The sequence below is a fragment of the Mycobacterium sp. genome, assembly GCF_050700595.1.
In the GTDB taxonomy this organism is placed as follows: Bacteria; Actinomycetota; Actinomycetes; order Mycobacteriales; family Mycobacteriaceae; genus Mycobacterium.
This window is the reverse complement of the sequence record NZ_JBOHHI010000174.1, coordinates 1-26,379: the sequence shown is the minus strand read 5'-3', so window position 1 is coordinate 26,379 and position 26,379 is coordinate 1. Positions and strand designations below refer to the sequence as shown.

General features: G+C 64.0%; 25 protein-coding genes and 2 pseudogenes. 20 read left to right on the top strand and 7 right to left on the bottom strand.

Annotated features, from left to right (window positions below):
* From ACRDTL_RS16070 to ACRDTL_RS16020, 11 genes are all read left to right on the top strand, one after another.
* Positions 1–750 (top strand): 13E12 repeat family protein (locus ACRDTL_RS16070; protein ID WP_431507701.1); only part of this gene is annotated, 750 nt, incomplete at its 5' end.
* Positions 751–757: 7 nt separating this feature from the next.
* A complete protein-coding gene (locus tag ACRDTL_RS16065; RefSeq protein WP_431507700.1) occupies positions 758–2,218 on the top strand; it encodes a recombinase family protein in 1,461 nt (486 codons plus the stop codon).
* Positions 2,215–2,616: a hypothetical protein gene (locus tag ACRDTL_RS16060; protein WP_431507699.1), complete on the top strand. Its 402-nt coding sequence runs from the start codon at positions 2,215–2,217 to the stop codon at positions 2,614–2,616. Before ACRDTL_RS16065 ends, ACRDTL_RS16060 begins: the two co-directional genes overlap by 4 nt.
* A 78-nt stretch (positions 2,617–2,694) precedes the next feature.
* Positions 2,695–2,931, top strand: a complete 237-nt coding sequence (locus ACRDTL_RS16055) for a hypothetical protein (protein WP_431507698.1) — start codon at positions 2,695–2,697, stop codon at positions 2,929–2,931.
* Complete coding sequence (locus tag ACRDTL_RS16050; RefSeq protein WP_431507697.1) at positions 2,931–3,542, top strand: primase alpha helix C-terminal domain-containing protein; 612 nt, start codon at positions 2,931–2,933, stop codon at positions 3,540–3,542. Before ACRDTL_RS16055 ends, ACRDTL_RS16050 begins: the two co-directional genes overlap by 1 nt.
* Complete coding sequence (locus tag ACRDTL_RS16045) at positions 3,542–4,600, top strand: AAA family ATPase (protein ID WP_431507696.1); 1,059 nt, start codon at positions 3,542–3,544, stop codon at positions 4,598–4,600. The genes ACRDTL_RS16050 and ACRDTL_RS16045 overlap by 1 nt, the downstream gene beginning before the upstream one ends.
* Before the next feature lie 366 nt (positions 4,601–4,966).
* Entirely contained in the window at positions 4,967–5,269 is a 303-nt protein-coding gene (locus ACRDTL_RS16040; RefSeq protein WP_431507695.1) for a helix-turn-helix domain-containing protein, read from the top strand.
* Positions 5,270–5,290: 21 nt separating this feature from the next.
* Positions 5,291–5,938 carry a hypothetical protein gene (locus ACRDTL_RS16035; protein WP_431507694.1) on the top strand — a complete coding sequence of 216 codons (648 nt, stop codon included), beginning with the start codon at positions 5,291–5,293 and terminating at the stop codon, positions 5,936–5,938.
* Between the two features lie 131 nt (positions 5,939–6,069).
* On the top strand, positions 6,070–6,429 hold the full coding sequence (locus ACRDTL_RS16030; RefSeq protein ID WP_431507693.1) for a hypothetical protein: 360 nt from the start codon (positions 6,070–6,072) through the stop codon (positions 6,427–6,429).
* A complete protein-coding gene (locus ACRDTL_RS16025) occupies positions 6,429–6,746 on the top strand; it encodes a hypothetical protein (RefSeq protein ID WP_431507692.1) in 318 nt (105 codons plus the stop codon). Before ACRDTL_RS16030 ends, ACRDTL_RS16025 begins: the two co-directional genes overlap by 1 nt.
* Positions 6,743–6,904: a hypothetical protein gene (locus tag ACRDTL_RS16020; protein ID WP_431507691.1), complete on the top strand. Its 162-nt coding sequence runs from the start codon at positions 6,743–6,745 to the stop codon at positions 6,902–6,904. Before ACRDTL_RS16025 ends, ACRDTL_RS16020 begins: the two co-directional genes overlap by 4 nt.
* 19 nt (positions 6,905–6,923) lie before the next feature.
* On the opposite strand, the gene ACRDTL_RS16015 is transcribed toward ACRDTL_RS16020, so the two are convergent.
* Positions 6,924–10,418, bottom strand: a complete 3,495-nt coding sequence (locus ACRDTL_RS16015; RefSeq protein ID WP_431507690.1) for a DUF4020 domain-containing protein — start codon at positions 10,416–10,418, stop codon at positions 6,924–6,926.
* A gap of 141 nt (positions 10,419–10,559) precedes the next feature.
* Between ACRDTL_RS16015 and ACRDTL_RS16010 the strand changes: the two genes are divergently transcribed.
* Complete coding sequence (locus ACRDTL_RS16010; RefSeq protein WP_431507689.1) at positions 10,560–13,592, top strand: Helicase associated domain protein; 3,033 nt, start codon at positions 10,560–10,562, stop codon at positions 13,590–13,592.
* A gap of 149 nt (positions 13,593–13,741) precedes the next feature.
* On the opposite strand, the gene ACRDTL_RS16005 is transcribed toward ACRDTL_RS16010, so the two are convergent.
* Positions 13,742–13,936, bottom strand: a complete 195-nt coding sequence (locus ACRDTL_RS16005) for a hypothetical protein (RefSeq protein ID WP_431507688.1) — start codon at positions 13,934–13,936, stop codon at positions 13,742–13,744.
* A 234-nt stretch (positions 13,937–14,170) separates the two neighbouring features.
* Between ACRDTL_RS16005 and ACRDTL_RS16000 the strand changes: the two genes are divergently transcribed.
* Both ACRDTL_RS16000 and ACRDTL_RS15995 read left to right on the top strand, forming a co-directional pair.
* A complete protein-coding gene (locus ACRDTL_RS16000; RefSeq protein WP_431507687.1) occupies positions 14,171–15,625 on the top strand; it encodes a protein kinase domain-containing protein in 1,455 nt (484 codons plus the stop codon).
* A 141-nt stretch (positions 15,626–15,766) separates the two neighbouring features.
* Positions 15,767–15,871, top strand: a pseudogene (locus ACRDTL_RS15995) (hypothetical protein); the annotation flags it as partial.
* Positions 15,872–15,879: 8 nt separating this feature from the next.
* Here ACRDTL_RS15995 and ACRDTL_RS15990 read toward each other — a convergent pair.
* Positions 15,880–16,470 carry a DJ-1/PfpI family protein gene (locus ACRDTL_RS15990; protein WP_431507686.1) on the bottom strand — a complete coding sequence of 197 codons (591 nt, stop codon included), beginning with the start codon at positions 16,468–16,470 and terminating at the stop codon, positions 15,880–15,882.
* Positions 16,471–16,547: 77 nt separating this feature from the next.
* Here ACRDTL_RS15990 and ACRDTL_RS15985 point away from each other — a divergent pair, with 77 nt between their 5' ends.
* A complete protein-coding gene (locus ACRDTL_RS15985; protein ID WP_431507685.1) occupies positions 16,548–17,153 on the top strand; it encodes a TetR/AcrR family transcriptional regulator in 606 nt (201 codons plus the stop codon).
* 46 nt (positions 17,154–17,199) lie between these two features.
* Complete coding sequence (locus tag ACRDTL_RS15980) at positions 17,200–18,762, top strand: phytoene desaturase family protein (RefSeq protein ID WP_431507684.1); 1,563 nt, start codon at positions 17,200–17,202, stop codon at positions 18,760–18,762.
* A gap of 14 nt (positions 18,763–18,776) precedes the next feature.
* Here the strand turns inward: ACRDTL_RS15980 and ACRDTL_RS15975 are convergent, their stop codons facing one another.
* On the bottom strand, positions 18,777–19,115 hold the full coding sequence (locus tag ACRDTL_RS15975; RefSeq protein WP_431507683.1) for a hypothetical protein: 339 nt from the start codon (positions 19,113–19,115) through the stop codon (positions 18,777–18,779).
* The gene (locus tag ACRDTL_RS15970) at positions 19,112–20,662 is read right to left on the bottom strand and encodes a Rieske 2Fe-2S domain-containing protein (RefSeq protein WP_431507682.1); all 1,551 of its coding nucleotides are present in this window, start codon (positions 20,660–20,662) and stop codon (positions 19,112–19,114) included. The genes ACRDTL_RS15975 and ACRDTL_RS15970 overlap by 4 nt, the downstream gene beginning before the upstream one ends.
* 128 nt (positions 20,663–20,790) lie before the next feature.
* On the opposite strand from ACRDTL_RS15970, the gene ACRDTL_RS15965 reads away from it, so the two are divergent.
* The 4 genes from ACRDTL_RS15965 to ACRDTL_RS15950 all read left to right on the top strand — a co-directional run bounded on the left by ACRDTL_RS15965 (position 20,791) and on the right by ACRDTL_RS15950 (position 24,012).
* The gene (locus ACRDTL_RS15965) at positions 20,791–21,573 is read left to right on the top strand and encodes a lysophospholipid acyltransferase family protein (RefSeq protein WP_431507681.1); all 783 of its coding nucleotides are present in this window, start codon (positions 20,791–20,793) and stop codon (positions 21,571–21,573) included.
* Positions 21,574–21,578: 5 nt separating this feature from the next.
* The gene (locus ACRDTL_RS15960) at positions 21,579–22,328 is read left to right on the top strand and encodes a lysophospholipid acyltransferase family protein (protein WP_431507680.1); all 750 of its coding nucleotides are present in this window, start codon (positions 21,579–21,581) and stop codon (positions 22,326–22,328) included.
* Between the two features lie 63 nt (positions 22,329–22,391).
* Positions 22,392–23,159: a lysophospholipid acyltransferase family protein gene (locus tag ACRDTL_RS15955; protein WP_431507679.1), complete on the top strand. Its 768-nt coding sequence runs from the start codon at positions 22,392–22,394 to the stop codon at positions 23,157–23,159.
* A 34-nt stretch (positions 23,160–23,193) separates the two neighbouring features.
* The gene (locus ACRDTL_RS15950; RefSeq protein WP_431507678.1) at positions 23,194–24,012 is read left to right on the top strand and encodes an HAD family hydrolase; all 819 of its coding nucleotides are present in this window, start codon (positions 23,194–23,196) and stop codon (positions 24,010–24,012) included.
* A gap of 21 nt (positions 24,013–24,033) precedes the next feature.
* Here the strand turns inward: ACRDTL_RS15950 and ACRDTL_RS15945 are convergent, their stop codons facing one another.
* Both ACRDTL_RS15945 and ACRDTL_RS15940 read right to left on the bottom strand, forming a co-directional pair.
* Entirely contained in the window at positions 24,034–25,662 is a 1,629-nt protein-coding gene (locus ACRDTL_RS15945; protein WP_431507677.1) for an N-acetylmuramoyl-L-alanine amidase, read from the bottom strand.
* A gap of 159 nt (positions 25,663–25,821) precedes the next feature.
* A pseudogene (locus ACRDTL_RS15940) lies at positions 25,822–26,379 on the bottom strand (hypothetical protein); the annotation flags it as partial.

Below are 26,379 nucleotides of genomic sequence, written 5' to 3'. Positions count from 1 at the left end.
AACCCCGACGGCGATTTCACCGATGTCGACCGGGCACGGCGGCGCGGCATCACCATCGGCAGACAAGACATCGACGGGATGAGCTCGATCACCGGATACCTGACGCCCGAAGCCCGCGCCACCATCGACGCGGTGTTCGCCAAACTGGCCGCCCCGGGCATGTGCAACCCCGAAGACCCCAGCCCATGTGTAGGCGGTAGCCCGTCACAAGAGACCATTGAGCACGACACCCGCAGCGCCGCACAACGAAACCACGACGCGCTCAACGCCGCCGGACGCGCACTGCTGGCCTCCGGGGACTTGGGTCAACACAACGGGCTGCCGGCCACCATCATCGTGTCCACCACGTTGCGTGAATTGGAAGCCGCAGCCGGGAAGGCGCTCACCGGCGGTGGCACGCTGCTACCGATGAAAGATGTGATCCGGCTGGCCTCCCACGCGCACCATTACCTTGCCATTTTCGACAAAGGCAAAGCGATTGGGCTCTATCACACCAAACGGCTCGCCTCGCCGGGCCAGCGAATCGTGTTGTACGCCAAGGATCGCGGATGTTCCTTCCCGAACTGCGATGTGCCCGGTTACTTCACCGAGGTCCATCATTGCACCCCCTACGCCAAGTGCGGCGAAACCGACGTCAACGACTTGACGTTCGGCTGCGGTGGCGATCATCCGCTCGCCGAACAAGGCTGGACCACCCGCAAAAACTCCCACGGCGACACCGATAGGCTCCACCGTCAACAAACGCTATAGTGGAGGCATGACCGCAGCCACCGCCGCCGCCCCGACCCGCACTCGTTCCGCCGCTAAGCGCACGACACGCCCACGCGCACGCCAGGATTCGCTCCGCGCGGCCATCTACGTCCGCATCTCGCTGGACTCCACCGGCGAGCACCTCGGCGTGCAACGCCAGGAGCAGGACGCCCGCGCCATCTGCGCCGAACGTGGCTGGCAGGCTGTCGGGCTTTACAGCGACAACTCGATCAGCGCCAGCGACGCCAGGAAGCGCCGGCCCGGCTATGAGGCACTGCGCCGCGACTACGACGCCGGTCTGTTCGACGCCCTGGTGTGCTACGACTTGGACCGGCTCACCCGCCAGCCCCGCCAGCTCGAGGACTGGATCGACGCCGCCGAAGGCCGCGGGCTGGCGCTGGTCACCACCAACGGTGAGGCCGACCTGACCACAGACGCCGGCCGGCTGTTCGCCAGAATCAAAGCAGCGGTGGCCCGCAGCGAGATCGAACGGAAATCGGCCCGGCATAAGTCGGCGCTGCGGCAGCACGCCGGGCTGGGGAAGGTGCCGCACGGCCCAGCGCTGTACGGCTACACCACCACCGGCGACACCGTGCCCGACGAGGCCGACGTGGTGCGGCGCATCTTCAAGGCGTTTGACGGCGGCGAGTCGTTGCGGTCGTTGGCGCGGTCGCTGACCGCCGATGGTGTGCCCACCCGGTCGGGGCGGCCGTGGAACACCCGCACCATCCGCGACATGCTGACCAACCCGCGCTATGCCGGGTGGGCTGTCTATCATCGGGAGATCGCCACCGACGACAACGGCAACCGGGTACGCGGCCAATGGGAACCCTTGGTCAGTATCGAGATGTTCGACGTGGTGCAGGCCCGGTTGTCGGATCCGTCGCGCAAGACGAATCGTGTTGGGACAGATCGCCGTTACCTCGGCTCCGGGCTGTTCGTGTGCGATACGTGCGGCGAGCCGGTCCAGACACTCAACGGCGGAAAGTATGTCTGCCGTGGCCATCTGACGCGCGAGCACAGCCACGTTGACCACTATGTGCTGATGGTGGTCGCGGAACGGTTGGGCCGCAAGGACTTCGCTAAGCTGCTGGCTCCGCCCGAGTCGGAGATGGCCCCGGTGGTCGCCGAGTCGGAGCGGCTGCGGAAACGGCTGGCGAAGATCGACAACGACTACGACACCGGCGGCATCGACGCCCGGCGGTGGAAAGCGGCCAAGCAACGGGTGCAGGCCGAGCTGGCCGAGGTTGACAAACAACTGGTCACCCGGCGCGGCGGGTCGGCGCTCGGCGCGGTGGCCGGCGCCCCCGATCCGGCGGCCGCGTTCCTCGGCGCGTCGCTGATGGGGCAGCGGGCCGTGATCGAAGCGTTGTGCGTGGTCCGGTTGCGGCGGGCCGGGCGGGGTAGGTTGCCGAAGTCGGTTGGGTTCATCGACCCGGCGACCGTGTTCATCGACTGGCGGGCGTGACCGTGGACAACGAGATGGTGGTGTACTGCGACGGGCCGAAGGATGCGCCGCATGAGCGCCGGGTACTGCGACAGTACCGGCGGGCGCACGACGGTACTTGGCTGCTGCCGCACCCCGGCAACCCGACCGCCAGCATGATGGAGAAGCCCGGGGAGTTCCCGGCGGACCGGCAGTACGGTAACCGGCTCCGGTTTCATTGCACCACCTGCCGGCTCGACGAGAAACACACCCTCGACCGCTGGTACTACGACAGCTACCCGCCGTTCGATGCGGTGTTCGAGAAGCTGCACGCCCACGGCAAGCATGAGATTAGCGTGCGCCACCTGGCCGGTCTGGTGTGGCCGGCCCCGTCGAATTACCGCTATGTAACTCCGGCTGCTAGATTGGATAGCTGGTAGCCGTTCCCGCGGGCAGTATTCAGCGGGAGGAAGCCTCTCACGCGGAGGGTGATTTCACCTTGCCCGGAGGTTCCACCAATGGCCGCACTCTCATCAACTGTTGCGCACCATCGCGCCCGTATCGCTGCGCTCAGCCGTGACCGGCAACCCGACGACCCCGACCTGCTCGACGCCCGCCGCGACCTCGCCTACGAGCGGCTCGCCGAACACGTCCGCAAAGTTGTCGACACCGCGCCGCCGGCCACCCCGGAACAGCTGTGCCGCATCGCCGGCATCCTGCAGGCCGGTGCCACCGGCGCCAAGGCGGTGGCGTAGTGACCCGCCTCACCGAAGTGCTGAAAGCCGCCGGCGTCAACTACGACGACCTCAACCAGTACATCGCCGAACGTGACACGTTCAACCTCGACGACTGGCACGCCGCCAACCCGGCGCCGCACACCCCCGAGCAGAAAACCGAACTGGTACAGCACATCAGCCGCCGGGCCGAGCTGATCGACCAGTATTGGAACAGCCTGCCCGCCGATACCGTGCAACGCATCCGCGACGCCATCGACGAGGATGCCCGCCGCTGGTATTACGAACAGCAAGCGCGCGGCACCTACACCGCCTTCGCGCCGGCCGGCGGCAACCCCGCCTACGTCAAGGCCGCGCTCGACGCCGACTTCGCCAAACTCGCCGCCGCGCAAGAGGGTTGTCGCAACGACACGCTGCACCGGGTGGCGTGCAACGTGTTCGAGTTCGTCAAGGGCGGCCACGTCAACCACGACGCCGCCTGGACCGAACTGCGGCGCGCCGCCGCCATCGGCCTCCACGACCGCGAGATCGAAGGCACCTTGCGCTCCGCGTGGAACCGTGTCGGACCCCGCGACGTGCCAGCACCGACCAGCATCGACCCCGCCGCAACCATCACCCCCGAAGGACTCTGATGTACACCCCGGATATCAACAGCCTCGTCATCGGCGGCGGCGGCAACGAGTACAGCCACACCGACTACACCGGACCCGCCGACGACACCGGCGACGGCACCCCGAAACTGGCCGGCAGCCTGCTCAACGCGACCGCGCTCCAAGCGCTGCCGGACCCCGAGCCGCTGATCGTCGACACCGTCGACCAAGGCACCGTCGCGCTGCTCTACGGCAAGTGGGGAACCTACAAGTCGTTCATCGCGTTCGACTGGGCCGCCTCGGTCGCCACCGGCCGGCCGTGGCAGGGACGCCGCACCGACCGGCGCCGCGTGCTTTACGTCGCCGCCGAAGGCGCCTACGGGTTCAAGAACCGGGTCGCAGCGTGGCAGGCCGGATGGCACACCACCATCGGCGACGACGACCTCGTGATCCTGCCGTACCCCGTCAACCTGACCCGCCGCGACGACGTTGCGCTGCTCATCGAGCTGGTGCAATGGGGCCGCTACGACCTCGTCGTGCTCGACACCTTGGCCCGGTGCATGGTCGGCGCCGACGAGAACAGCGCCAAGGACTGCGGTGTCGTCGTCGATGTCATGGTGCGGCTGCGGCGGGCCACCCCGGACGGCCGCGGTGTCGTGCTCGGCGTCCACCACACCGGCAAGGACGGTAAGACGTTCCGCGGCTCCTCGGTATTCGAGGCCGGCGCCGACACCGTGTACGCCGTCCAGCGCGACGGCAACACGGTCACCCTCAAACGTGAGAAGCGCAAGGATGGCCCCGAGGCCGACCAGCACGACCTGAAGCTCGACCTGATCGACGGCACCGGCTCCGGCGTCATGTCAGCCGTGAAAAATCCCCACCACGGCGGTGGGGATACCGACCGCGCCGACCGCCTCATGGCCATCTATCACCACCACTTCAGCGCCACCGGAGCAACCAAAGCTGACCTGCGCCGGGTCGCCAGGGAGGCCGGAATGTCGGACAGCACCTTCGACCGCGCCATCAACGACCTGGTGAAAAGCGAAAGGTTGACGAACCAGGGCACCGACAAGCGACCGTTCTACTGGAAGGCCAGCTAACTCCATCCCCACCTACCCCCACCCATCACCACCGCTGGATCCCCATCATCACCACCTGGGTGTGTCTATAGACACCCCAGGGGTGGGATGCCGGTGATGAACAACCAACCGGCCAAAGCCTGGTCGGCACCAACAAGGAGGATTACATGCACCACGCACAACCCGAGCGCGAGGGTTGCCCCGCCGCGGGCATCACGGGGTGGGAGCCAGCTCATGCGTAGCCCCCGCCCGGTTGGACGACCACGCGGCCGCAGCGCGATGGCTGGCGCCGCGGATTGGGCGCAGCGGATCGGCCAGCACATCCTCCCCGATGGATCCGTAATTGTGTCCCCCCGGATCGCTGCATGGCTTGAGAAGCGGGCGGGCATGACCGATGACCGCCGGATCGCCCTCCGTGACAGCGACCCTGCAGCCTATGCGGTTTTGGCTGCGTTGCGTCTCGCCGCCCTACATCACCATTCCGGAAGCGGAACGAAAGTGGCTGAGCAGCAACACCAGACGCAAAAATTAGATGTGTGGCTGACCACCGACGCAGCCGCGGCGCAACTGGGGGTAACCCCGCGCGCAATCCGAAAATGGATCGCCGCCGACACGCTACCCGCCACGCGCCACGGCAGCCGCTGGCTGATCAACCGCAACCACCTGAAAGCCTTGGCGCTCACCGCCTAAACCGAAAGGACCAGCACCAAAATGCCTGCCACCCAGTTTGACGAAACGAAACGCAAGATGTCTGCGATTCGGGACAGCCTCCAACGCGAGGTCAACCAGATCCAAAACAACCCCAAGTACAGTGATGGCGGCCGAGCCCAGGAACTTGCGAAAACCCTCCTCGCGCACCGCCGGCAAGCCGATTCACTGCGCACCAACTTCAGCGTCAACAACGAAGAAGTGCGTCTGAAGCTCACCGCCAAACTGTTCGGCATACCCAACCGCGCCGATCCCGCAACGATTCTCGTATACCGTGACGCCGAGGACCGGGCCGCCAAACTAACCAACCCCGACGATGCCGCGGCTATGCTCACTCGCGCCACCGAAAAAGGCGACACCCTGTTGGCGCGCGCTGTCGCCGGCCACGCGCACAGTAAGAAATGGCAAAACGTCACCGAAAGTTACTCCGAAGCAGCGGGTCTCGCTGATGACCTCGACGAACTGAACGCACTGCCCAGCGGCGCCATGCTGAAAACCGCTGTGACAGCCCTGTTCAGCCTGCGCACGCCGCCAGGGCTGCGCACGTTCGTCGGAGACACCTCGGACGCCAGGCTGCAGCGGATTGCCAATGGCGAGGGGTTGCAATCTTCGGCGCCCATTTCGTCTTCCGCGGTTACTGCCTTCGGATAGCTCGTCGACAGACGAAACTTCCATCAGGAAAGGGAGGGGGGCGACCCCTTTGCGCGGGCGGCCGCCCCGGCCGTACATAGTGCTCGACTGTATCTAAGTAGCGTCTAGAATTTTTGGAGGTTTGCTGAACAATGACCCCAGGACAGCAGTTACGGGCAGCGCTCGACGCTGCTCTGGCCCGCGAGGGTGAACGGCTTGGCCAGCAGCTTCGGTGGGACGAGCGGGAACAGCACCACATCGACGCGGCTTGCCGGGCGGTGGATGCCGTGGAGCTGTTGGACCGCAGGATCGCCGCTGAACAGGTCGGCGAGGACCGCGGAACCATGGTCGTCAAGTATCTGGCCGAGCGTCGTTTGCAGGACGACAAGGTGGCCGAACACCTGAAGTGGCTGCAACTGGAGCAGTTCGCGCCGCTCAAATCGCCGCGGCACGTGGCAGCCGGCGCGGCCCGGTGGGCTGGTGTGCAGCGTGGCCGGAAGGGAACCGCCTGATGCCTGTCACGGATGGTGGCGGGGCCCGGCCAGTGGATGGCCTGTATGCCGCGGTGTGCGCGCAGGAGGAGCTGGAATTCGAGCTGTGGCTCCGCCAGGGTTGGCGCCGCCAGGACCCGGACCGCCGTTATCACCGGCAGGCGCAGCTCGACGCGGCGCGCGCTGGCGCGCCTATCGACGTACTGGTGTCGTCCTTGCCTGCGCCGCATCGGCCGGCCGCGTCGGACATGTTCGACCGGGTGACGGTGTCGCCGGATGGGTCGATGCGGTTCACGGGCGCGGACTTTGCGGCGTGGGAACGGGACAACGACTTGTGAACGCCGCGGCCCTACCGCAGGATTTCGATATTCACCAGCGCATCCAACCCAGGCCGGTGGCTAATCTGCAGCCAGAGAACCTGTTCAACCTGCTCGAATATTTCCTCCACACGGACCAAACGCTGCGGCAGGAGTATCGCCGCCTGTCGAGGTTCTGAAGCTGCAACTGCACCGCGGCTAGCCTGCGGTGAATGGGATGTCGAGACGCTCGGCATGCTCTTCGATATTTCTAAGTGAGTCCTCTGAAACCCCAAAGGTTTTCAGCTGGGTGACAACATCGGGCAAGTCGTAGCCACCGTAGAACGGCTTGCGGGTTTCCTCCAGTAGGTGCGCGACTAGGCTAGCGAATCTATCGGGTGATCTGGCTACTCGTCCATCGTTACTTAGATGATGCAGAAAGAGAGATTGGCTTGACATTCCGGCCCGATATTGGAGTGCGAGCTCGATTCCTTCGGCTGTGGAGTCGGTAAGGTACAGCACCCACTCCGCCATCGCGCTGGCCTCTTCCACTGTCATTTCCATAGGGACGTTGCGGAGTCGGTCCTGCCAGTAGGAGCGCATCCAGCGCTGCCATTGCTGTTCAGCGAGTTCGGATGGCGCCGTGCGAAGGTAGTGGGCGATCTGCTCGGCCCATTCCACACGATCGCCGAGTATCGCCTGCCTCAGGAATGTCGACAACCATTCTCTTGGATCTCGGTCAGCGGACATTGCGATGCTGGCGAGGTGTCCGACTAGCCTTTGGCCACTTTGCTCTTCGAAGTCTTCGCGATGTTCTATCGCTTCGAATAGCAGCTCGAGCAACCCGGCATCTAAAAGCTGGTTCGTCCATTTGCCGTGTGACAGGTAACCTTCCCAGGCGCGTCGCGCTCGCGCCGCATCGTCCCATTTAAGGAGGGGCAGGACGTTGCGCTCGCACCACGTTGCGTCGGCGTTGTGGAGAAAGTGGATCCAGTTGGTTATCAGCACTTGAGCCATTTCACTGCGGCTGTCATTGCTGCTTAGCATCGTTTCGAGGTGATCCGATGTTGCCGGAGGGAGCCCACCCCAGCTGTCTTCGTTTGCGTTCCAATCACTTTCGATTGACTGAATCCAAAATTCGGTTAGGTGACCCGCGGGGTGGTTGATAGCACGAGTGACCCAGTCGGCACCTTCCAGTGCGCTTGGCATATCCGCAGGTATCGCGTTCCAGCATCTGATCGCAAGATCTCGGCTTCCAGCGACGACCCGCCAATTTGTTGAGTGCTCATCATCCACTGATCGGTAGCCGGCCAACATGCGAGTCACGGCACTGATTACCTCTGGCAAATCCAGGAGGTTGATCCGGCTGAGGACGCGTGTGGCCTGATCGGTGGTCAGATCCGCTCCCGCCCACCCGGAAATGACGGCTTGCGCGATACCCGAATGACCAGACCCCACAGCATCGAGGACAGAGAATCCGTCTTCTGGCCACCGTTGAACCATCTGCCGAAGCAGCGCCGCAATTCTGTGCCAGAGATATGCATCGAACCCATCCGATTTAGATTCGTACTCAACGAGAAGGTCTCGGACGATAGAGGCGTCTGCTTCGAGTTTGTTGTGCAATTCGTCGGCCGTTGTGGGCCTTTGGTCTGCACCCGCCTCGTCCTTCTTATCGGCGATCTCAACATCTTCCGGCTGTTGAAGATCGGGGTAACCCGACGTGATGGCAGCCCGGGCATCTTGAGCATGATCTGGGTCGGGACTATGCACCGCGATGAAAGTCAGCATGTGAGCGGCACGCGCGCGTGTGTATTCGTCTCCGTCGGTACCGGCAACAATAGCGTCGACGACGGCGTTGGCGATATTGCTCGTTACTTCGGGCAATGTCGCGGCGAGGAGTCGGAAAATCTCGTGGCGCAGACCGTAATCGAGTAGCCATCCTTGCTGGCGTAGCCACTCAAGCTTCTCAGATGCGGCTCTGTCCTGCCGTTGGACCCATCCATGGATTGCGAGCCGCCGCAGGAGCGGGATTTCGCTTGACGCCCACCTATCAACGTGTACGGACGCCTCGTCGGGGGAGGTCGTAAGCAAAGACTCGACACAGTCGCGTGCTGCATCGATGAGAAAGCCAAGTGGACTGGGGAAGTCATCTGCGGGGTTTGGTTCGATCGCAGTCCGAGAGCTGCTGGGCCAGGTGAGTGCAGACGGTTCTTCGGCAACCATCAATTCAAGGTGCGCTCTTCGTAACTGGTGATCGACTATCGGTAGCAGCTCACCCGCGGCCTCGGGCAAATTAGGCTTGAACACGTCTTTCCACGCTTGCCGTAGCCAATAGTCATCGCCTCGCAGGCCGACCTCTATTCGCGGGCCGTCGAAATACCCGCGCTCAAGGTAGAGTTCGGGCTCCGTCAAGTGGGTGAATAGGAACAGAGCCGAGTTGCGGTCCTGCGTCCACAAAGTGTCCGACAGTATGAAATCGAAGAAGTCTGCCCGCCGTAGTTGTTTCTGGGTATCGCGCAGCGCGATCAGCAACCACGGCCGCAGTGCAGCCGGGTACGGCTTGGACAAGGAGTGAAGGCGTCGACCGATCGCCCAGGCGAGATCCGGCCCGAGGTACCCGCCAGCAGCATAGATAACAGCTAGAGCCGCACCCGACTGTTCCTCAGTGACGTAGTGTTCTGCAAACCAGTGGGCGAGTCGCTCGGATATGATTTCGGTTGGGCCAGAACGCTGCTCAAACAGCTTTCGGAATTCGGGCCTGGCGGCAGCCCACTGCAGCCAGGCTGGATCGCGTGCGTGATCGGTGAAAAACTTGACGGTCTCTTCATCTGACACAATGAACTCAAGGTAAGAGTTATCGTCTGGCGTCAGTGGTGGAACTAGTGATGAGACAATCGATTTAACACGTTCGCGATGGTCTAGCAGGCCCATAGAGGCATACAAGGCCAATCCATCAAGCGCCTGCACCAGCGCGTCATGAGAGCCGCTTGCGTCTACCTTGTATTCGATCGGCTTAATGCCAAGTTGCTTCCAAAGCGGAGCACTGGCGTCAGCATGCAGGATGAACCGATCATTCGACCGACCCAAACCACGGGCAAGGTATTTCATGATGACATCGTTATGGCTATAGCCGATGAAAAGCACCGTATAGCTTCCGAACATCCGTTCCAAGAAGCGGGCAGCCCAGGCATCTGTCAAGTAAGCCCGGCCGAAATCTCGGTCTGTAACGATCAACTGATCCACTTGCTGGCACAGGCACCCGTGCAAATACACCAGTCCCTCGAAGGCATCACCCATCGGCAACGCCGGTGCGAAATACTTTTCAAGAGAGGGATCTACGCAAGTCGTCAGGTGCTCGTCAAAGTTAGTGGTGACGATCCGCGGTCGCGTTACTGACGCAAGTTTTGCGATTGCGCGATGAGCGGAGTTTGGAAGCGATCCGGATACACCGATATGGCGGGCAACACACTCATGCACGTTTACACCATGGTCGTCCTTCATCCGACCCAAGATCTCATCCAGTGGGCCACCCTCGACATCGCCAATGACACTGGTCAGCGCACTCTCATCGCGGATGCGCTCCACCAACTGCACAAAGTTGGGCAACGAGGACGGCGGTCCCATCGACGCCCCAGCGCCAACAAAGAGTACGAGAGTTCCGGCCTTCTGGGCATCGATCAGAGGTTGCGGGAAGTCAACGCCGCTGATCCACACGCTGCAGAGGCTACAACGATCTACGCCAGCCGTTACCGCCGATCAATGCGTGACTCGGATTTTGACCCGCCGTGTCGGTGAGCATCGCTACGCTCGGGCCGTGCAATTCGGCACCCCGCTTTTTATCGTCGAGCTGCTCTAGTGGCTGCACTCGCGGACCTGTTGGCCCAGTTGAATCCCGACCCGCGTCGGCGTGGGAAGCAGTTTGAGCACATCTGCAAATGGTTCTTGACCCACGACCCCGTCTATCTGCACGAGCTTCGCCAGGTCTGGCTTTGGGATGAATGGCCTGGTCGATGGGGTATCGACGCCGGTATCGACTTGGTTGCCGAGGACCATCGCGGAAAGTTCTGGGCTATTCAAGCGAAGGCATATGACGCTGCCTACTCGGTTACCAAGCAGGATGTCGACACCTTCCTATCTGAGTCTGGGCGCCCAGAGTTCTCGTTCCGCCTGTTGATCGCGACGACCAACCACATCGGGACCAAAGCCAAGCGCACAATCGAAGAGCAGGAGAAGCAGGCAAGCGTTCTAGACCTTGGTCAGCTTGAAGCAGCCCACGTTGACTGGCCGAGCTCGCCATCCGATTTGCGCGCCCGGCGCCTGCCACCAAAGCGGCCAGCTGGGCGCTGGGCTTATCAGGGCGAAGCGACGAGAGATGTGGTGAAGGGGTTTCACCGGGCCGACCGCGGTCAGTTGATCATGGCGTGTGGTACCGGCAAGACGCTGGTCGCGTTGTTCATCGCGGAGAAGCTTGCCGCCCAGCGAACCTTGGTTCTGGTGCCGTCGTTGTCGCTGTTGGCCCAAACGCTGCGCGAATGGACGGCCAATTCCAAGGTGGGATTCGAGTTTCTTCCTGTGTGCTCGGACGAGACTGTCACCGAACCCGATGCTGCCTTGGAGAACACGAGTGATCTCGGTTTCCCCGTTACCACCCACCCGGAAGAGATCGCTGGGTTCCTGCGCCGCCGGTCGGGCCGGCGCGTGGTGTTTGCGACGTACCAATCGTCGCCGGAAATCGCGAAGGCGTTCAGGCTAGGGCGGGTACCGACGTTCGACCTGGCCATTGCCGATGAGGCCCATCGCTGCGCCGGGCCCGTCTCGTCTGACTTCGCCACCATCCTGGACTCCGATAAAATCAAGGCACGGCGCCGACTTTTCACGACGGCCACCCCGCGGTACTTCACCGGCCGGGTCGTGCGGGAAGCGCAGGAGGCCGACTTCGAAGTGGCCTCAATGGACAACGAGGCAGTGTTCGGTAAGGAGTTCCATCGCCTGAGCTTCGGCGAGGCAATCACCCGTGACCTACTCACCGACTACCAGGTTGTCGTCGTCGGCGTCGATGACGCCACATACCGCGACTGGGCAGAGCGAGCCCGGTTCGTCACCATCGACGGCAACAAAGTGACCGACGCCCGCACTCTCGCTGGACAAATCGGCCTAGCTAAGGCGATGTGGCGGTACGACCTACGCCGCACCATCACCTTCCACTCACGGGTGAAACGTGCCCGCGAATTTGCTCACTCGCTACCGCAGGTCATCGCTTGGATGCCAGCGCACCAACGGCCGACCGGGAAGTTGTGGTCTGACTACGCATCAGGCGAGATGCCAGCCGGACAACGCACGGTCCTCCTCCAACACCTCCGGCGGCTCGACACCGGCCAACGAGGGTTGCTCGCCAACGCGCGCTGCCTCGCTGAAGGAGTCGACGTACCTACGTTGGACGGGGTGGCTTTCATCGATCCGCGCCGTTCGGAGGTCGACATTGTGCAGGCCGTCGGCCGCGCCATCAGGCACGCCCCAGATAAGACCGTCGGCACCATCGTCATCCCGGTCTTCATCGACACCGACGAAGACCCGGAGATTGCCCTTGATGACTCGGCATTCAAACCGGTGTGGGATGTGATCAAGGCGCTGCGGTCACACGACGATGAACTGGGCGAAGAACTCGATGAAGTTAGACGCGAACTCGGCCGGCAGGGCCGACAGCCACGGCTCCCCGCCAAGATCCACCTCGATCTGCCGGAAGCCGTCGACATCGATTTTGCCCGCGCCTTCGATGTCTGCCTCGTCAATCAGACGACCGCGCCGTGGGAGTTCTGGTTTGGACTACTGGAACAGTTTGTTGAACGCCACGGCCACGCCAATGTCCGCCAGCCGTACAGAATCGATGGCCACCGGCTCGGTATGTGGGTCAGCCATCAGCGCAGGCACTACGCCAACGGCACCATCGATGGTGACCGTCAACGTCGGCTAGAGGAACTACCCGGCTGGACCTGGGACCGCTATGCCGATCAGTGGGAGGAGGGTTTTCGGCGGCTCGTGGAGTACGTCGAAAGCCACGGTGACGCGCGTGTCCCGAGGTTCTACACAACAGATGGCTACAAACTGGGTTATTGGATCAACAATCAACGCGACAACTACGCCAAGGGCATCCTTGCCGCTGATCGTCAACGTCGGCTGCAGAAGCTGCCGGGCTGGACATGGGCGCGGTTCACCGATCAGTGGGAGGTGGGTTTCAGGCGTCTGGTCGAATATGTTGAAAGCCATGGTGACTCGCGCGTCCCGCAGGCCTTCACGGTGGATGGCTACCGGCTGGGTTACTGGGTCAACACTCAACGCGCCAACAAGGCCAAAGGCACGCTCGATGCTGAACGGCAGCGCCGGCTCCAGGACCTACCCGGCTGGAGTTGGATCTCCCTGGCCGACCGGTGGGAGGAAAATTTTCAGCGACTCGTGGGCTACGTTGAAAACCACGGCAACGCTCGTGTCCCTCGGCACTACACCGTTGAGGGTTACCGGCTCGGTGTATGGGTTAGCCATCGACGCGAGGACTACGCCAGAGGAATTCTCGACGCCGACCGGCAGCGCCGGTTAGAGGAGTTGCCCTGCTGGACATGGGATCCCTTGACCGCCCAGTGGGAAGAGGGATTCGGGCGACTGGTTAAGTACGTCGAAAGCCACCTTGAGGCTCGTGTCGGTCGGTTCGACACAATCGAGGGCTACAAACTCGGTAATTGGGTTTCATCGCAACGTGATAGCTACCGTAAAGGCAAGCTTGACGCGGACCGGCAGCGCCGATTGGAGGAGTTGCCCGGCTGGACATGGAAGCCGCCCCCTGGACCTAAACGGCTGTCTAGCGAAGCGCCCAGCACCGTTGGTGATTTGCGGTGAATCCCATTCGGTAGCAGGGGCCGCCACGTCTATCGACGGCAACGGCCCACCCCGCTCCCGAGCCGCACGGCGAAGAGCCGCCACCAACCGCAGCTCGGAGTCGATGGTGTCGATGTCGCGCATGCACCCGTACGTCCGCTGATTCGCCGTCACTCTTGCTCAATTACCGTGTATTCCCGGCGCAGCAGTCGAACATTGATCAAGTTCGGGTCCTTGACGTACTCGTCGTAGGTCCGATGCGCGGCGGCTTCGTCATTTACCGGCCCGAAGTCGCGCTGGTCTGTAGTGCCGTCGCCGAATCGGAAGTCGAACCGTACCCAATATTCGATAGGACCTTCGGTCACCGTTTGGCTCCTTTACTCCTGCTAGCCCAAAGTTAGCGTGGTCGCATGACGATGGGGCGCATCGGTCCGATAACCAGTCGGCTCGTCGGGCTAGTTTTCGCCGGCATGCCAAATTTTCCTCCCTAGTAAGTGCCGCCGTGATCGCGTGGGCTGTGGCGATTCTTAGCTCGTCGCGGACAGCTCGTACCCCACCGCGAAGGCGAAAACGCGCGTTCGGATCGTTATTCTAGGGGCGTGGCTCGGCAACGGAGTCCCCGTCGCTGGGGTGATCGTTGGGAAGAGGTCAAGCTGCTCGGCCAAGGCGGGCAGGGTAGCGCCTATTCGGTTCGCGACCTGAGGGAAAACTCAACTGGGTGGGTGCTAAAAGCACTTCACAACCCAAACAGGGTTGGGCATAAACGCCGCAGCCGTTTTGAGCGTGAGATCGTTGCCTTGTCCACGTTAAATTCAGGGCATATCCCGCCGGTCATAGACCGGTCGCCCGTTGGAACGACGCCGTTGTACTTCGTGACACCGTTCGTCGGCAGAAACCTCACAAGAGTGCGCGGTGTCGTAGAACCACAAGCCTTGCTCGAGCGGTTTCGAGGTGTCGTGGTCGCAGTGTACGACGCGCATGCAAGAGCCATAGTGCATCGTGACATCAAGCCGAATAACATCACCGTTGACGATCGCGGCAGGCCATTTCTGGTGGATTTCGGCATCTGCGCATACGACGACTCGGATTTGGGACTGACCGGCGCGACTGAGGCGCTCGGCAACCGCTCGTTCGCGGCACCGGAATGTGAGCCAGGAAATCCCGATTCGGTAAGGGAGCCAAGCGATGTCTATAGCCTCGGCAAGGTGCTGTACTGGATGACGAGCGGCAACAGGCTTATGTATCGCGAGGACTTCGACCTGGACACGTTGACCATCGGGGATTCGTTTGTCCAGCAGTATGTTTCAGTTCTCATAGACCAAGCTGTCCGCGAGAACCCGGCCGCTCGCTGTAGCGTGACAGAGCTTCTTGGCCGCGTCGATTGGGCACTTGCCAAGGTGGGCGAGCATGCTGCGATTCGGGCGGCCGGTTTGACCGTTCTCGCCGACGGTTTCGGCCCAAAAAACGAGTGTTACCGAGGTGGTTCGCGATCAGCGACAACGCCACCGCGAGGTAATCCACCTGCGGACCATGATGTCGCTGAATCCTTTTTCGTCCACGAAGCCGTCAGACTCCAGCGGATCGACATCGGGGTGAACTTACGTCACGGTTCGGGCCGGGTTGAAGTTCTGCTCATAGAGGGCGATCTTGAGAGGCCATCCGGGAATGTGATTGAGCGATGGGACGTCGAGGTAACCACCCCGAACACCCTCCAAGTGTTGGAACTCTCCTCAGCATCTCATCCAAGGCTGGGACCGAGCGAAGTGTATTGGGTGGTTCTGTCGGCAAGCGAAGACGACAGTGAAATAGCATGGATTTCGGCAGCTCTTGAATTGATGCCATGTCAGTCCCGATTTGCTGAACGTAACGTCCCCAACGATTGGGAGCTGGGCTTGTCTATCACTGGCCCTGGGCATTCACTTCGTGTCCTGGCACGCCCAGAGCAGCAGTTATCGCCAACGCGCCCAGAACGGGAGTCATCGCCGACACGTCGTCCACGAAGATCGCGCCGGGCTCGCCGAGCTGAGAAGGACCGCGAGGATACCCCGAGCTGAGCACAGTGCCCGACGCCTGCGTTCTGCGCATCTGCGGCACCTTTATGGCGGGCACTCGGGCCGTCCATGCGAAACTACGCACCAACGGAACTCCCGCCCGTATGTCGGATCTTTCATTTGCGTTATCGACGGCGGAGCTTTGAGTGGATTCCACCACCGCACCTCGACCACGGCCAACCCCGGGTGAACCGGTTCCACCACCCCGAAAACCTTCTGCGCGACGACGAGGAAGACGACGAACCGTAGCCGTGCCTTTACACGGGCGGCTCGGGGTCGTACTGGATTGCCCGGCGTACCTGGCGGGCACGGTCTGCGCCGGCGAGCCGGACAATGAGGTGCAACGCCATGTCGATTCCGGCCGAGACTCCTGCAGCGGTGATTGTGTCGCCGTCGTCGACGTATCGCTCGTCGCGCCGAACGTCGATGGTGGGATCGAGTTGTGCGAGCAGGTCGAGTGAGGCCCAGTGTGTCGTCGCCGGACGATGCGAGAGCAGACCGGCGGCCGCGTAGACCAGAGAGCCGGTGCACACACTGGTCATCAGTGGAATGGTGGCCCGCTGGCGACGGACCCACTCCAACTGACTGTCATCGTGCAGTTGGGGTCGGGTGCCCTGGCCACCCGGATACACCAGCACCTCGAGCGGCGGTGCGTCGGCGAAAGAGTGATGCGCCTGCACCGCCAGCCTTTTGGCGCACTGCACCAGACCGCCCGATCGGGACAGGCACGAGACGGCGTAGCCGTCGTCAGGGAAGGAGCGTGTCCAGAAGGACAGCACTTCCCAGGGGCCGACCGCATCGAGTTCCTCAACGTCCGGGAACAGTACGATCCCGATCTGCTTCACCATGACCACGATTGTTTACCCGGCGGCCGTAGATGCCAGGTGACGGGTGAGCCCGTCCGGCGTCCGGATAGATTACCGGGGTGATTCGACCAGCGCAGACGGCGCGCAGCGAACGCACCCGCGAGGCGCTGCGCCAGGCGGCGCTGGTGCGATTCTTGGCCCAAGGTGTCGAGGACACGTCGGCCGAGCAGATCGCGGCCGATGCCGGCGTGTCGCTGCGGACGTTCTATCGCCATTTCACGTCCAAGCACGACCTGCTGTTCGCCGACTACGACGCCAGCCTGCAGTGGTTCCAGACCGCGCTAGACGTGCGATCGCCCGAGGAGTCGATCGTCGAGTCGGTGCAGGCGGCGATCTACGACTTTCCGTATGACGTTGAGGCAGTGAAGAAGATCGCCGCGCTGCGGGCCCGCGAACTCGAGCCCGGGCGCATCGTGCGGCACATCCGGCAGGTCGAGGCCGAGTTCGCCGACGTCATCGAGCAGCACCTGCGCCGCGCCGATCCGCCGGCCGCCACGACCAACGACCGACTGCTGGTCACCGTCACCGCGCGATGTGTCGCCGCGGCGGTGTTCGGCGCGATGGAGGTCTGGATGCTCGGCGAGGACACCTCGCTCGACGAACTGACCCGACTGTGCAACGCGGCGCTTGATTCGCTGCGGAACGGCATCCGCACCATCCCCTAGTTTTGTCAATTTTGACAAAAATAACCGCTCGTGCGAGCCTGAACCGGTGGCCGATTACGACGCGATCGTCATTGGTGCGGGGCACAACGGATTGGCCGCGGCGGTGATGCTGCAGCGCGCCGGGCTGCGCACGCTGTGCCTGGAATCCAAGCTGTACGCCGGCGGGATGGCGTCGACCGTCGAGTTGTTCGACGGCTACCGGTTCGAGATCGCCGGTTCCGTGCAGTTCCCGACTGCACCGGTGGTCAGGCAAGAGTTGGGACTGGACACGTTGCCGACCGTCGATCTGGACGTGATGTCGGTAGCGCTGCGCGGTGTCGGTGATGATCCGTTGGTCCAGTACGGCGACCCGATCAAGCTGTTCACCCACCTCAACGAGGTGCACGGAGCCGACGCCGTGAACGGCATGGCGGGGCTGATGGCGTGGAGCCAGGCGCCGACGCGAGCGCTTGGCCGTTTTGAGGCTGGTACGTCGCCCAAGACCCTCGACCAGATGTATGCTTGTGCCACAAACGAATTCGAGCGCTCGGCCATCGATGATATGTTGTTCGGTTCGGTCACCGACGTGTTGGACCGGTATTTACCGGACCGCGAGAAGCACGGCGCTCTGCGCGGTTCGATGACCGTGCTTGCGGTCAACACCATCTACCGGGGGCCGGCCACACCGGGCAGCGCGGCCGCGCTCGCCTTCGGATTGGGTGTTCCAGACGGCGACACCATGCAGATGAAAAAACTCCGCGGCGGGATCGGCGCGCTCACCGCGCATTTGGGTGAACTGCTGGAAGGCCAGGGCGGCGACGTACGGCTGCGTACCAAGGTGGCCGAGATCCTGGTCGCCGACGGCCGGGTGACTGGTGTGCGCACCGAGGCGGGCGACACCTATACCGCCCCGATCGTCGTTTCCGGCATCGCGCCCGACGCCACGGTCAACGAGCTGATCGATCCCGCCGCGCTGCCCGCCGATCTCCGCCAACGCTATGCGGGGATCGACCACCGCGGCAGTTACCTGCAGATGCATTTCGCGCTGGACGAAGCCCCCGCGTTCGCGGCGCCCTACGAGGCGCTCAACGACCCGGCCATGCAGGCGTCGATCGGCCTGTTCTGCACGCCGGAGGAAGTCCAACAGCAGTGGGAGGATTGCCGTCGCGGGATCGTTCCGGCCGACCCGACGGTGGTGTTGCAGATCCCTTCGCAGAACGATCCGGAGTTGGCGCCCGAAGGTAAGCACGCCGCGTCGGCGTTCGCGTTGTGGTTCCCGATCGAAGGCGGCGCGGACTATGGCCGGGCGAAGGTCGAAATGGGCCAGCGGGTGATCGACAAGATCAGCCGGCTCGCACCGAATTTCGAGCGCGCCATCACCCGGCACACCACTTTCACGCCCAAGCACATGGGCACGATGTTCGGCGCTCCGGGTGGCGACTACTGCCACGGGCTGTTGAACCCGGATCAGATCGGGCCCAACCGCCCCGGACCGAAAGGATTCCTCGGCCAGCCGATTCCGATCGACGGGCTGTATTTGGGCAGTGCGGGATGTCACGGCGGCCCGGGAATCACGTTCATCCCCGGCTACAACGCCGCCCATCAAGCGCTGGCCGACACCGGGCGCTAAGCGGACCGGCGCCGCTAGTCCTGCCGGTCTAGCAGCTGGTCCAGCAGCGCGGTGAACGCGTCCGGGTCGGTCGGCGTGAAGGCGGGGCTGGGCCGAGTGCCGGGCACGTCGAGAGTGATCAGCGTGGACTTCAGCGGCCGGCGCACGTCCAGCGGTAGCCAGCGGCGCAGGTCCGAACTGCCCCAAATGCGCAACCGGTGCACGAACAACCCGAGCGGCTCGGCCTTGTACCCGCGGATGCTGTTCAAGGAGATGACTTTCGAGGTTCCAGACGGAAAGTGGTAGCGGCGCAACGTGATCGCTTCGTGATCTAACTGAACCACACCGTCGTCGTAGTAGTGCTGCTCGCTCATTGCCGGGAGCACCGAAGCTCGTGTCCGCGCGCGGTGAGGCAGCGGCCGGTCTCCAGATCCCATTGCCAGCCGTGCTGATTGCAGGTCAACGTGGTGCCTTCCACCACACCGAACTTCGACAGGTCGGCCTTCATGTGGGGGCAGCGGCGCTGTATCTGCCAGCCGTCCAAGGTGATCGTCGATGTATCGTCGTGGGTCTCGCCGAACCAGCCGTCGGCGTAGACGATCCGCTCGTCGGTCAAGCACTTGAAGAAGGTGTACAGGTATTCGTTGTAGCCGCCGACCCGCCACGCCTTGAACCGGGTCGACAGGAAGATGGTGTTGACCCAGTCCGGTTCGTGGTCGCGCAGCACGGTCCGCACCAACTCGGGCGGGATCGCGAACCCGTACCGGAACTTCTCGTCGGGAACCGGTTCGCGCACCACCCGTTTAGGAAAGTCCAACACGACCGTCTCGGCGCCGATGGCCAGCTCGACCGGGTAGCCGATACCGTCGCAGATCTCGTTGCTTTGCAACATGATCGGCTCGAACGCGGCGCGCAGCGGCTCCAGCTGCGACTCGCCGATCGCCGGTGCCCGGCCGGCCTTCTCGGCGGACAGCACCGGCGCCATCCGGGCGGCGTAGTCGGCGATATACGCCGCCTTGCCGGTGGAGAAGATCGCCTCGACATGGTCGGTGGGCAGCGGGTGGTGCAGCGAGTTCAATTGTGCACCAGTGAAATCCGCGGTTGAGCCGGGAATCATCAGCAGGCCCCGATCGTGCCCGTGGGCGCGCATCTGCTCAAGGAACACCATTTGGTCGGGGAAGATGTTGGCCGGATCGGGGTGGTCGTCGTTGAGGTGGCGCAGCTCAGGGTCCAGAAAGCAGGGCGGCCCCGCCGACGGAATCACCCAACCGGCCCCGACCTGGGCGATGTACTGGCGGGCCCGGTCCATCTGGCGTTGCCGCTTCTGAATGCCGAACGACTCCTTGGCGCGCGCCGGCATGTCGTAGACCATCGGGTACCAGATCGCGCCGGAGTACTGCAGCATGTGCACGTCGACGTCACCGAAGTCCGAATGCAGCACGTCCAGGTCGACCGGCCGGGCGTCGTTCATGTTGAACAGCGTCGTCATGCCATCGCAGACCACCAGCGCCGAATCGCCGATCGGGCCGTCGGCGGGTGCGCGCAGCGCGATGATCATCACGTCGAGTTCACCCTTGGGCCCGCCGATCGGGTGTTTGACCGAATCGGTGGTCTCGAAAAACCGGTGAAATCCCAGCTTGCTCAGCTCATTCCGCAGGTCGGGCACCGGGTAGTCCGGCAGGAGTACCACGGCATCCTTGTTGACGTGGGCGGCGAGCAGTTGGGCGTCGAAGTGGTCCTTATGCAGGTGGGAGACGTAGAGGTAGTCGCAGTCGCCGAGGGCGTCCCAGTCCAACCCGCTGTTGTCCGGGAAGGGAAACCACGACGCGAAGTAGGCCGGGTTGACCCACGGGTCGCACAGGATGCTGCCCGCTCGGGTCTCGATCCGAAAGCCGGCATGACCGACGCTGGTGACCTGCACTAATACCCTTCAAACTAGTTGCGCAACGTTGATGTGCCGCCGCCCCGAGCTTAACGGGAGATCGGCTGCCGATATGGCTGCGCCCGGCCGGGCCCGCACTTGCAACGGGAAACATTAGGGTTGAAGCCGTGGAACCGGTATACGGGACGATCATCCAGGTGGCTCGCCTGGCCTGGCGGTTGCAGGGTTTACGGTTCAACGTCACCGGGCTCGAGCACTTGCCGGAGAGCGGCGGTGCCGTCGTCGCCATCAACCACACCAGCTATTTCGATTTCACCTTCGCCGGGTTACCCGCCTACCTGCAGGGACACCGCCGCAAGGTGCGGTTTATGGCCAAGCAGGAGGTGTTCGACCACAAAATCACCGGCCCGATCATGCGTGGTTGCCGGCACATTCCGGTGGACCGGCAGAGTGGGGCTGCCTCGTTCGAGGCGGCCGTGGCGGCGCTCAAAGCCGGCGAACTGGTCGGCGTGTACCCGGAGGCGACGATCAGCCGCAGCTTCGACATCAAGGAACTCAAGTCCGGTGCCGCCCGGATGGCCATCGCTGCCGACGTGCCGATCGTGCCGCACATCGTGTGGGGTGCTCAGCGGATCTGGACCAAAGACCATCCGAAGAAGATGGTCCGCCCGAAGGTGCCGATCGCAGTGGCGGTCGGTGAGCCGATTCTTCCGACGCTGCCCGCGCCGGACCTGACCACGCTGCTGCATTCCCGGATGCAGCATCTGCTGGAGCGGGTGCAAGAGTCCTACGGCCCGCATCCGGCCGGCGAGTTCTGGGTGCCGCACCGGCTGGGCGGTGGCGCCCCGACGCCGGCGCAGGCCGCCCGGTTGGATGCCGAGGAAGCCAGTCGTCGCGCCGCCGCCCGGGCAGAGCGTCACCGCTCCGATGCGGGGGCCGCACCGGAGTAGTTTGTATGGAACCGGTTTTCCGCGCTCTCGAGATCACCGCAAAAGCGGTGGTCAAGGCGGTCGGCAGCCCGATCTCCTACCAGGGCCTGCAGAACATTCCGCGCTGCGGGGGCGCGGTGTTGGCCGTCAACCACACCAGCTATGTCGACTTTCTGCCCGCCGGCCTTGCAGTGCATTACTGCGGGCGCCGGATGCGCTACCTGATCAAGGCTGAGATGCAGCAGGTGAAGTCGGTGAATTTCCTGATCAAACACACCAGGACCATTCCGGTGAACCGGGCGTCGGGCGCGGACGCGTACGCGGTCGCCGTCCAGCGGCTGCGCCAGGGCGAGGTGGTCGGGGTGTACCCCGAGGCGACGATCAGCCGCAGCTTCGAACTCAAGGAATTCAAGACCGGGGCGGCCCGGATGGCACTGGAGGCACAGGTGCCGATCGTCCCGCTGATCGTCTGGGGCGCTCAGCGCATCTGGACCAAGGACCATCCCCGCAACCTCCGCCGCAACAAAATCCCGGTTACCGTGGCGGCCGGCCCGCCGCTGTCGCCGCATGACGACCTGGAGCAACTCGAAACCGAGCTTCGCGACCAGATGACGGCGTTGCTGTACCGGGTACAGGACGAATATCCACATCCGGCCGGCGCGTACTGGGTACCGCGGCGGCTCGGCGGCAGCGCGCCGACCCCGGTCGAGGCCGAGGTTCTCGAGCGGGCCGAACGAGAAGAGCGGAGCCACAAACACGCAGGACGGGACGTTTAACCTGGTGGGCGCCAGGGTAGCCGGTATGCCCTGCTGTGGGCGGGCTGGATAATGGGAGACGAAATGGCTGAACCTTTCTTCCGGATGATGGAGATCGTCGTCCCGCCCGTGGTTGCGGTGAACGGCACCAAAGTGACCTACCAGGGTCTGGAGAACATTCCCGAGCACGGCGGGGCGGTGATCGCCCTCAACCACACCAGCTACGTGGACTGGCTGCCGGCGTCGCTGGCCGCATTGCGACGGCGGCGTCGGCTGAGATTCATGATCAAGGCCGAAGCGCAGCAGGTGAAGGCGATCAACTTCGTGATCAAGCACATCAAGCTGATTCCGGTGGACCGTGCAGCCGGAGCCGACGCCTACGCGGTCGCCGTGCAGCAGTTGAAGGCCGGCGAACTCGTCGGGCTGCACCCGGAGGCCACTATCAGCCGCAGCTACGAATTGCGACCGTTCAAGACGGGGGCGGCCCGTCTGGCGCTGGAGGCGCGGGTGCCGATAATCCCGATGATCGTCTGGGGTGCACAGCGGATTTGGCCCAAGGATCAGCCAAAGAACTTGTTCCTCAACAAGGTTCCCATCAGTGTGGCAATCGGTTCACCGCTGTCCCCCACGGGGGATGCGGAGCGGCTGAGCACCTTGCTGCGCGACGTGATGACGTCGATGCTCTACCGCGTGCAGCAGGAGTATCCGCATCCCGCAGGGGAGTATTGGGTGCCGCGGCGACTGGGCGGCAGCGCGCCGACACAGGAAGAGTCCAAGCGCCTGCGGGTGATCGAGCTGGCCGAGCGGGCCCGCAAGCAGGCTGCCCGCAAGCAGGGCGTGAACGGCCTGTGAAACCGCCGCGCCGCCACGGCGCCGGACCGTTCCGGTGACGCTCCCCGCGCTCATCGCCTGTGACGTCGACGGCACTCTGCTCGACAGCGATGAGACGATCAGCGCGCGCACCCGCGACGTCATCCGCGCCGCCGTCGAAGCCGGGACGGAATTCGTCCTGGCCACCGGGCGACCGCCACGCTGGGTGCAGCCGGTTGTCGACGCGCTCGGGTTCGCGCCGATGGCGGTCTGCGCCAACGGCGCCGTCATCTACGACCCGGCCGGCGACCGGGTGCTGTCGGCGCGCACCTTGTCGGTCGAGATCCTGGGCGAACTCGCCGAGATCGCCACGCGCGTGATTCCGGGCGTCGGACTGGCCGTCGAACGGGTCGGCAACAGCGCACACGACACGGCCACCCCGCAGTTCGTCAGCTCGCCGGGCTACGAGCACGCCTGGCTCAATCCGGACAACACCGAGGTCTCCATCGCGGATCTACTCAGCACGCCTGCGATCAAGTTACTGGTCCGCAAGCCCGGTGCGCGCAGCGCCGACATGGCCGCCGTATTGGCCGAATACGTCGGTCGCAGCGACGGCGAGATCACCTTTTCCACCAACAATGGCCTGATCGAGATTGTGGCGCCGGGCGTCAGCAAAGCCACCGGTATCGAGGAGATCGGCCGGCCGCGCGGTATCACCGACGAGGACGTGGTCGCGTTCGGCGACATGCCCAACGACGTGCCGATGCTGCTGCGGGCCGGACACGGTGTGGCGATGGGCAATGCCCACCCGGACGCGATGGCCGCGGCCAACGAGATCACCACGCCCAACACCGACGACGGAGTGGCGCGGGTGCTCGAGCGCTGGTGGCTATAGCAGCGTGACGATGCGTGCCGGCTAGCCGACTGGCGGCGAGAACCGCTCGAGCTGAACCGGCGGGCCGCCCGGCGACGGTGGTGGCAATTCCTGTGCGACGCCGTCGATGACTCGGGTGACGCGCCCGCTGAGCCGGTTGAAGTTCAGGGTGCCGTGCGCGAAGTTCTGCATTATCCACAGCGGCTCCTGAATCTCGCCGCTGGTCGGCAGCCCCAGCGCGCCGTGCTCGTAGCCCAGCGAGGCCCACGCGTCGTAGATCGCTCCGGTGACCGGTGTGGCGCCGGTCGCTTCGGACCAGTACATCGCGCCCTTGGCGAAGGTCGCGTAGCGGGCCGAGCCGGCTCCCGCCGACTCCGGTGACGTCGGAACCCCGAGCGCGCTGTCCATCCCGCCCAGCTCCTGCCAGCGGGCATGGATCGCGCCACCCTGCAGCGCAGCGATCAGCTCCTCGGGCCCGGGCGGGTCGTTGAAACGGGCTGCGGTATCGCGGATTTCGTCCATCAACGGGTAGGCGATGTTGCCCGGGCAGTCGGTGGCGCCGACGTCGCGGTGGCTGAAGATGGTCGGCAGCGTCGCGGGCGCACCCGCGGGGAAGTGGGTGTTGGGCCCGCCGGCCGAGACCAGCGTCACGGCGCCCCGGGGGTCGACGCGATCGAGACCCAGCCGCCAGCCGAGCAGCCGCCCGACGGTACGCAGCTGTATCGGTGTGGGCGGGATGTCGTCGAAGTTGCCGATCATCGCCACACCCCAGGTGTCGCGGTTGAACCCGCCGGTGTGCGAGCCCTCGACTGCTCTGTCGAACCCACCGGCGCGGCCTTCGAACACCTGGCCGTACTTGTCGACCAGTGCGTTGTAGGCGATGTCGCACCAGCCCAGCGTTCTGGTGTGGTAAGCGTAGATGGCCCGCACGATTGCCGCCGAGTCCTGCGGCTCGTAATCGTTACCCTCCGCGGTGTGGTGTATCACCGCCGCCTGAATTCCCTTGTCGTACAGCGTGCTACCGCAGCGGATCGACTCGTCGGCACCCCACTGCGAACGGCTGATGATGTTGGGTGGCTGGCCGGGCGCGATGACGGCGGTGGGCGGTGTCCACTGGGTGTCGGCCGGTGCCTGCGGCACAGCGATAAGGATTGCCGAGATGTTCTGCGCCAACGGTTGCTCGACGGTCGCCGGTCGGTAGCCCAGGCCGGGCTTGGCCGATGTCTCGGCGGGCGGTGCCTTCAACACTGGCGGAGTCACTGGCGCGCCCGCCGGTCGGGTGACCGCGATCTGCACGGTCGTCGTCGTACCGACGAACACCGGTTCGGTGCCGCGCGGGCCGTGCGGCGACCCGCCGCCGTCCCCGGATTCCAGCGTCTCGGTGTCATACCAGGGCCCCCACGAGCCGTCGGCGCGCTTTGCACGCACCCGCGCGGAGGTGTCGCTCAGGTCTGCGCCCGTCAACGCGACCATGGAAAACGGGATCGGTTGGCTGAGTTCGCGGACCGTCACGCCGCCCCCGACACCAGTCAGCGGCTGCTGGATGAGTTGGGTTTCGCCGGGCCCGGGATGTGTGTCTCGCTGATCGGGAACACTCGCCCACGGCAGGATGACGACGGTCGCCGCAATGGCGGTGAACAACATCGTCGGCGGGCGACGGCGGAGCGGCACGAACCGATGTTACTTATGTGATCTATGTTGCAAATGATGCGACACGATACAGATGTGGATTAAGTTGTCGGCACCCGGCAACGGCACCGCAGAGTTGAGGTGCGAAGTTCGACCGACTTCTGCGGTGCCGTCGGGTGGCAGGTCTTAAGCCCGGGCCCCTTAGGAAGCCGGAGCTGCCGGTACAGCGGCGGCGGCCGCCGGGGCAGCCGCGCCTGATGCGGCAGCACCCTGCATGGCCTGGCTGATCGACGGCATCACCATGCCCTTGAGCAGGTCCATGGCCTGGCCGGCGCCGAGCTGGTTGGCGACGCCCATCATGTCGTTGACCAGTCCGCCGCCACCCGACGACGATGCCGCCGGTGCCGCGCCCAGCGACGGATCACCCAGGATCGGGTAGGTGCCGTCGGCACCCGGGTCCAATCCGATCGGTGTGCTGATCGGCATCTCGCCGGCACCGCCCAGCCCCGGAGTGAGGCCGACCGGACTGGTCAGCGACGACGGATCGAGGCCCGTCGGGCTGGTCAAGCCCGGTACCGCGGCCGTGGGGCTGGTCAAGCCCGGTACCGCGGCGGTCGGGTTGGTCAAGCCCGGTACCGCTGCGGTGGGATTGGTCAAGCCCGGTACCGCTGCGGTGGGATTGGTCAGTGCGGGGTTCGTCAGGCTGGGATCGGTCAGCGACGGAGTAGCCGCCCCGGGTGTGGCGAGGCCCGGAAGGCC

Coding starts and splice junctions, on each gene's coding strand:
- ACRDTL_RS16045 (WP_431507696.1), top strand. CDS start 3,542: ATGTACACCCCGGATATCAACAGCCTCGTCATCGGCGGCGGCGGCAAC.
- ACRDTL_RS16035 (WP_431507694.1), top strand. CDS start 5,291: ATGCCTGCCACCCAGTTTGACGAAACGAAACGCAAGATGTCTGCGATT.
- ACRDTL_RS16040 (WP_431507695.1), top strand. CDS start 4,967: ATGACCGATGACCGCCGGATCGCCCTCCGTGACAGCGACCCTGCAGCC.
- ACRDTL_RS16065 (WP_431507700.1), top strand. CDS start 758: ATGACCGCAGCCACCGCCGCCGCCCCGACCCGCACTCGTTCCGCCGCT.
- ACRDTL_RS16030 (WP_431507693.1), top strand. CDS start 6,070: ATGACCCCAGGACAGCAGTTACGGGCAGCGCTCGACGCTGCTCTGGCC.
- ACRDTL_RS15960 (WP_431507680.1), top strand. CDS start 21,579: ATGGAACCGGTTTTCCGCGCTCTCGAGATCACCGCAAAAGCGGTGGTC.
- ACRDTL_RS15990 (WP_431507686.1), bottom strand. CDS start 16,470: ATGGTGAAGCAGATCGGGATCGTACTGTTCCCGGACGTTGAGGAACTC.
- ACRDTL_RS16025 (WP_431507692.1), top strand. CDS start 6,429: ATGCCTGTCACGGATGGTGGCGGGGCCCGGCCAGTGGATGGCCTGTAT.
- ACRDTL_RS15975 (WP_431507683.1), bottom strand. CDS start 19,115: ATGAGCGAGCAGCACTACTACGACGACGGTGTGGTTCAGTTAGATCAC.
- ACRDTL_RS16055 (WP_431507698.1), top strand. CDS start 2,695: ATGGCCGCACTCTCATCAACTGTTGCGCACCATCGCGCCCGTATCGCT.
- ACRDTL_RS15955 (WP_431507679.1), top strand. CDS start 22,392: ATGGCTGAACCTTTCTTCCGGATGATGGAGATCGTCGTCCCGCCCGTG.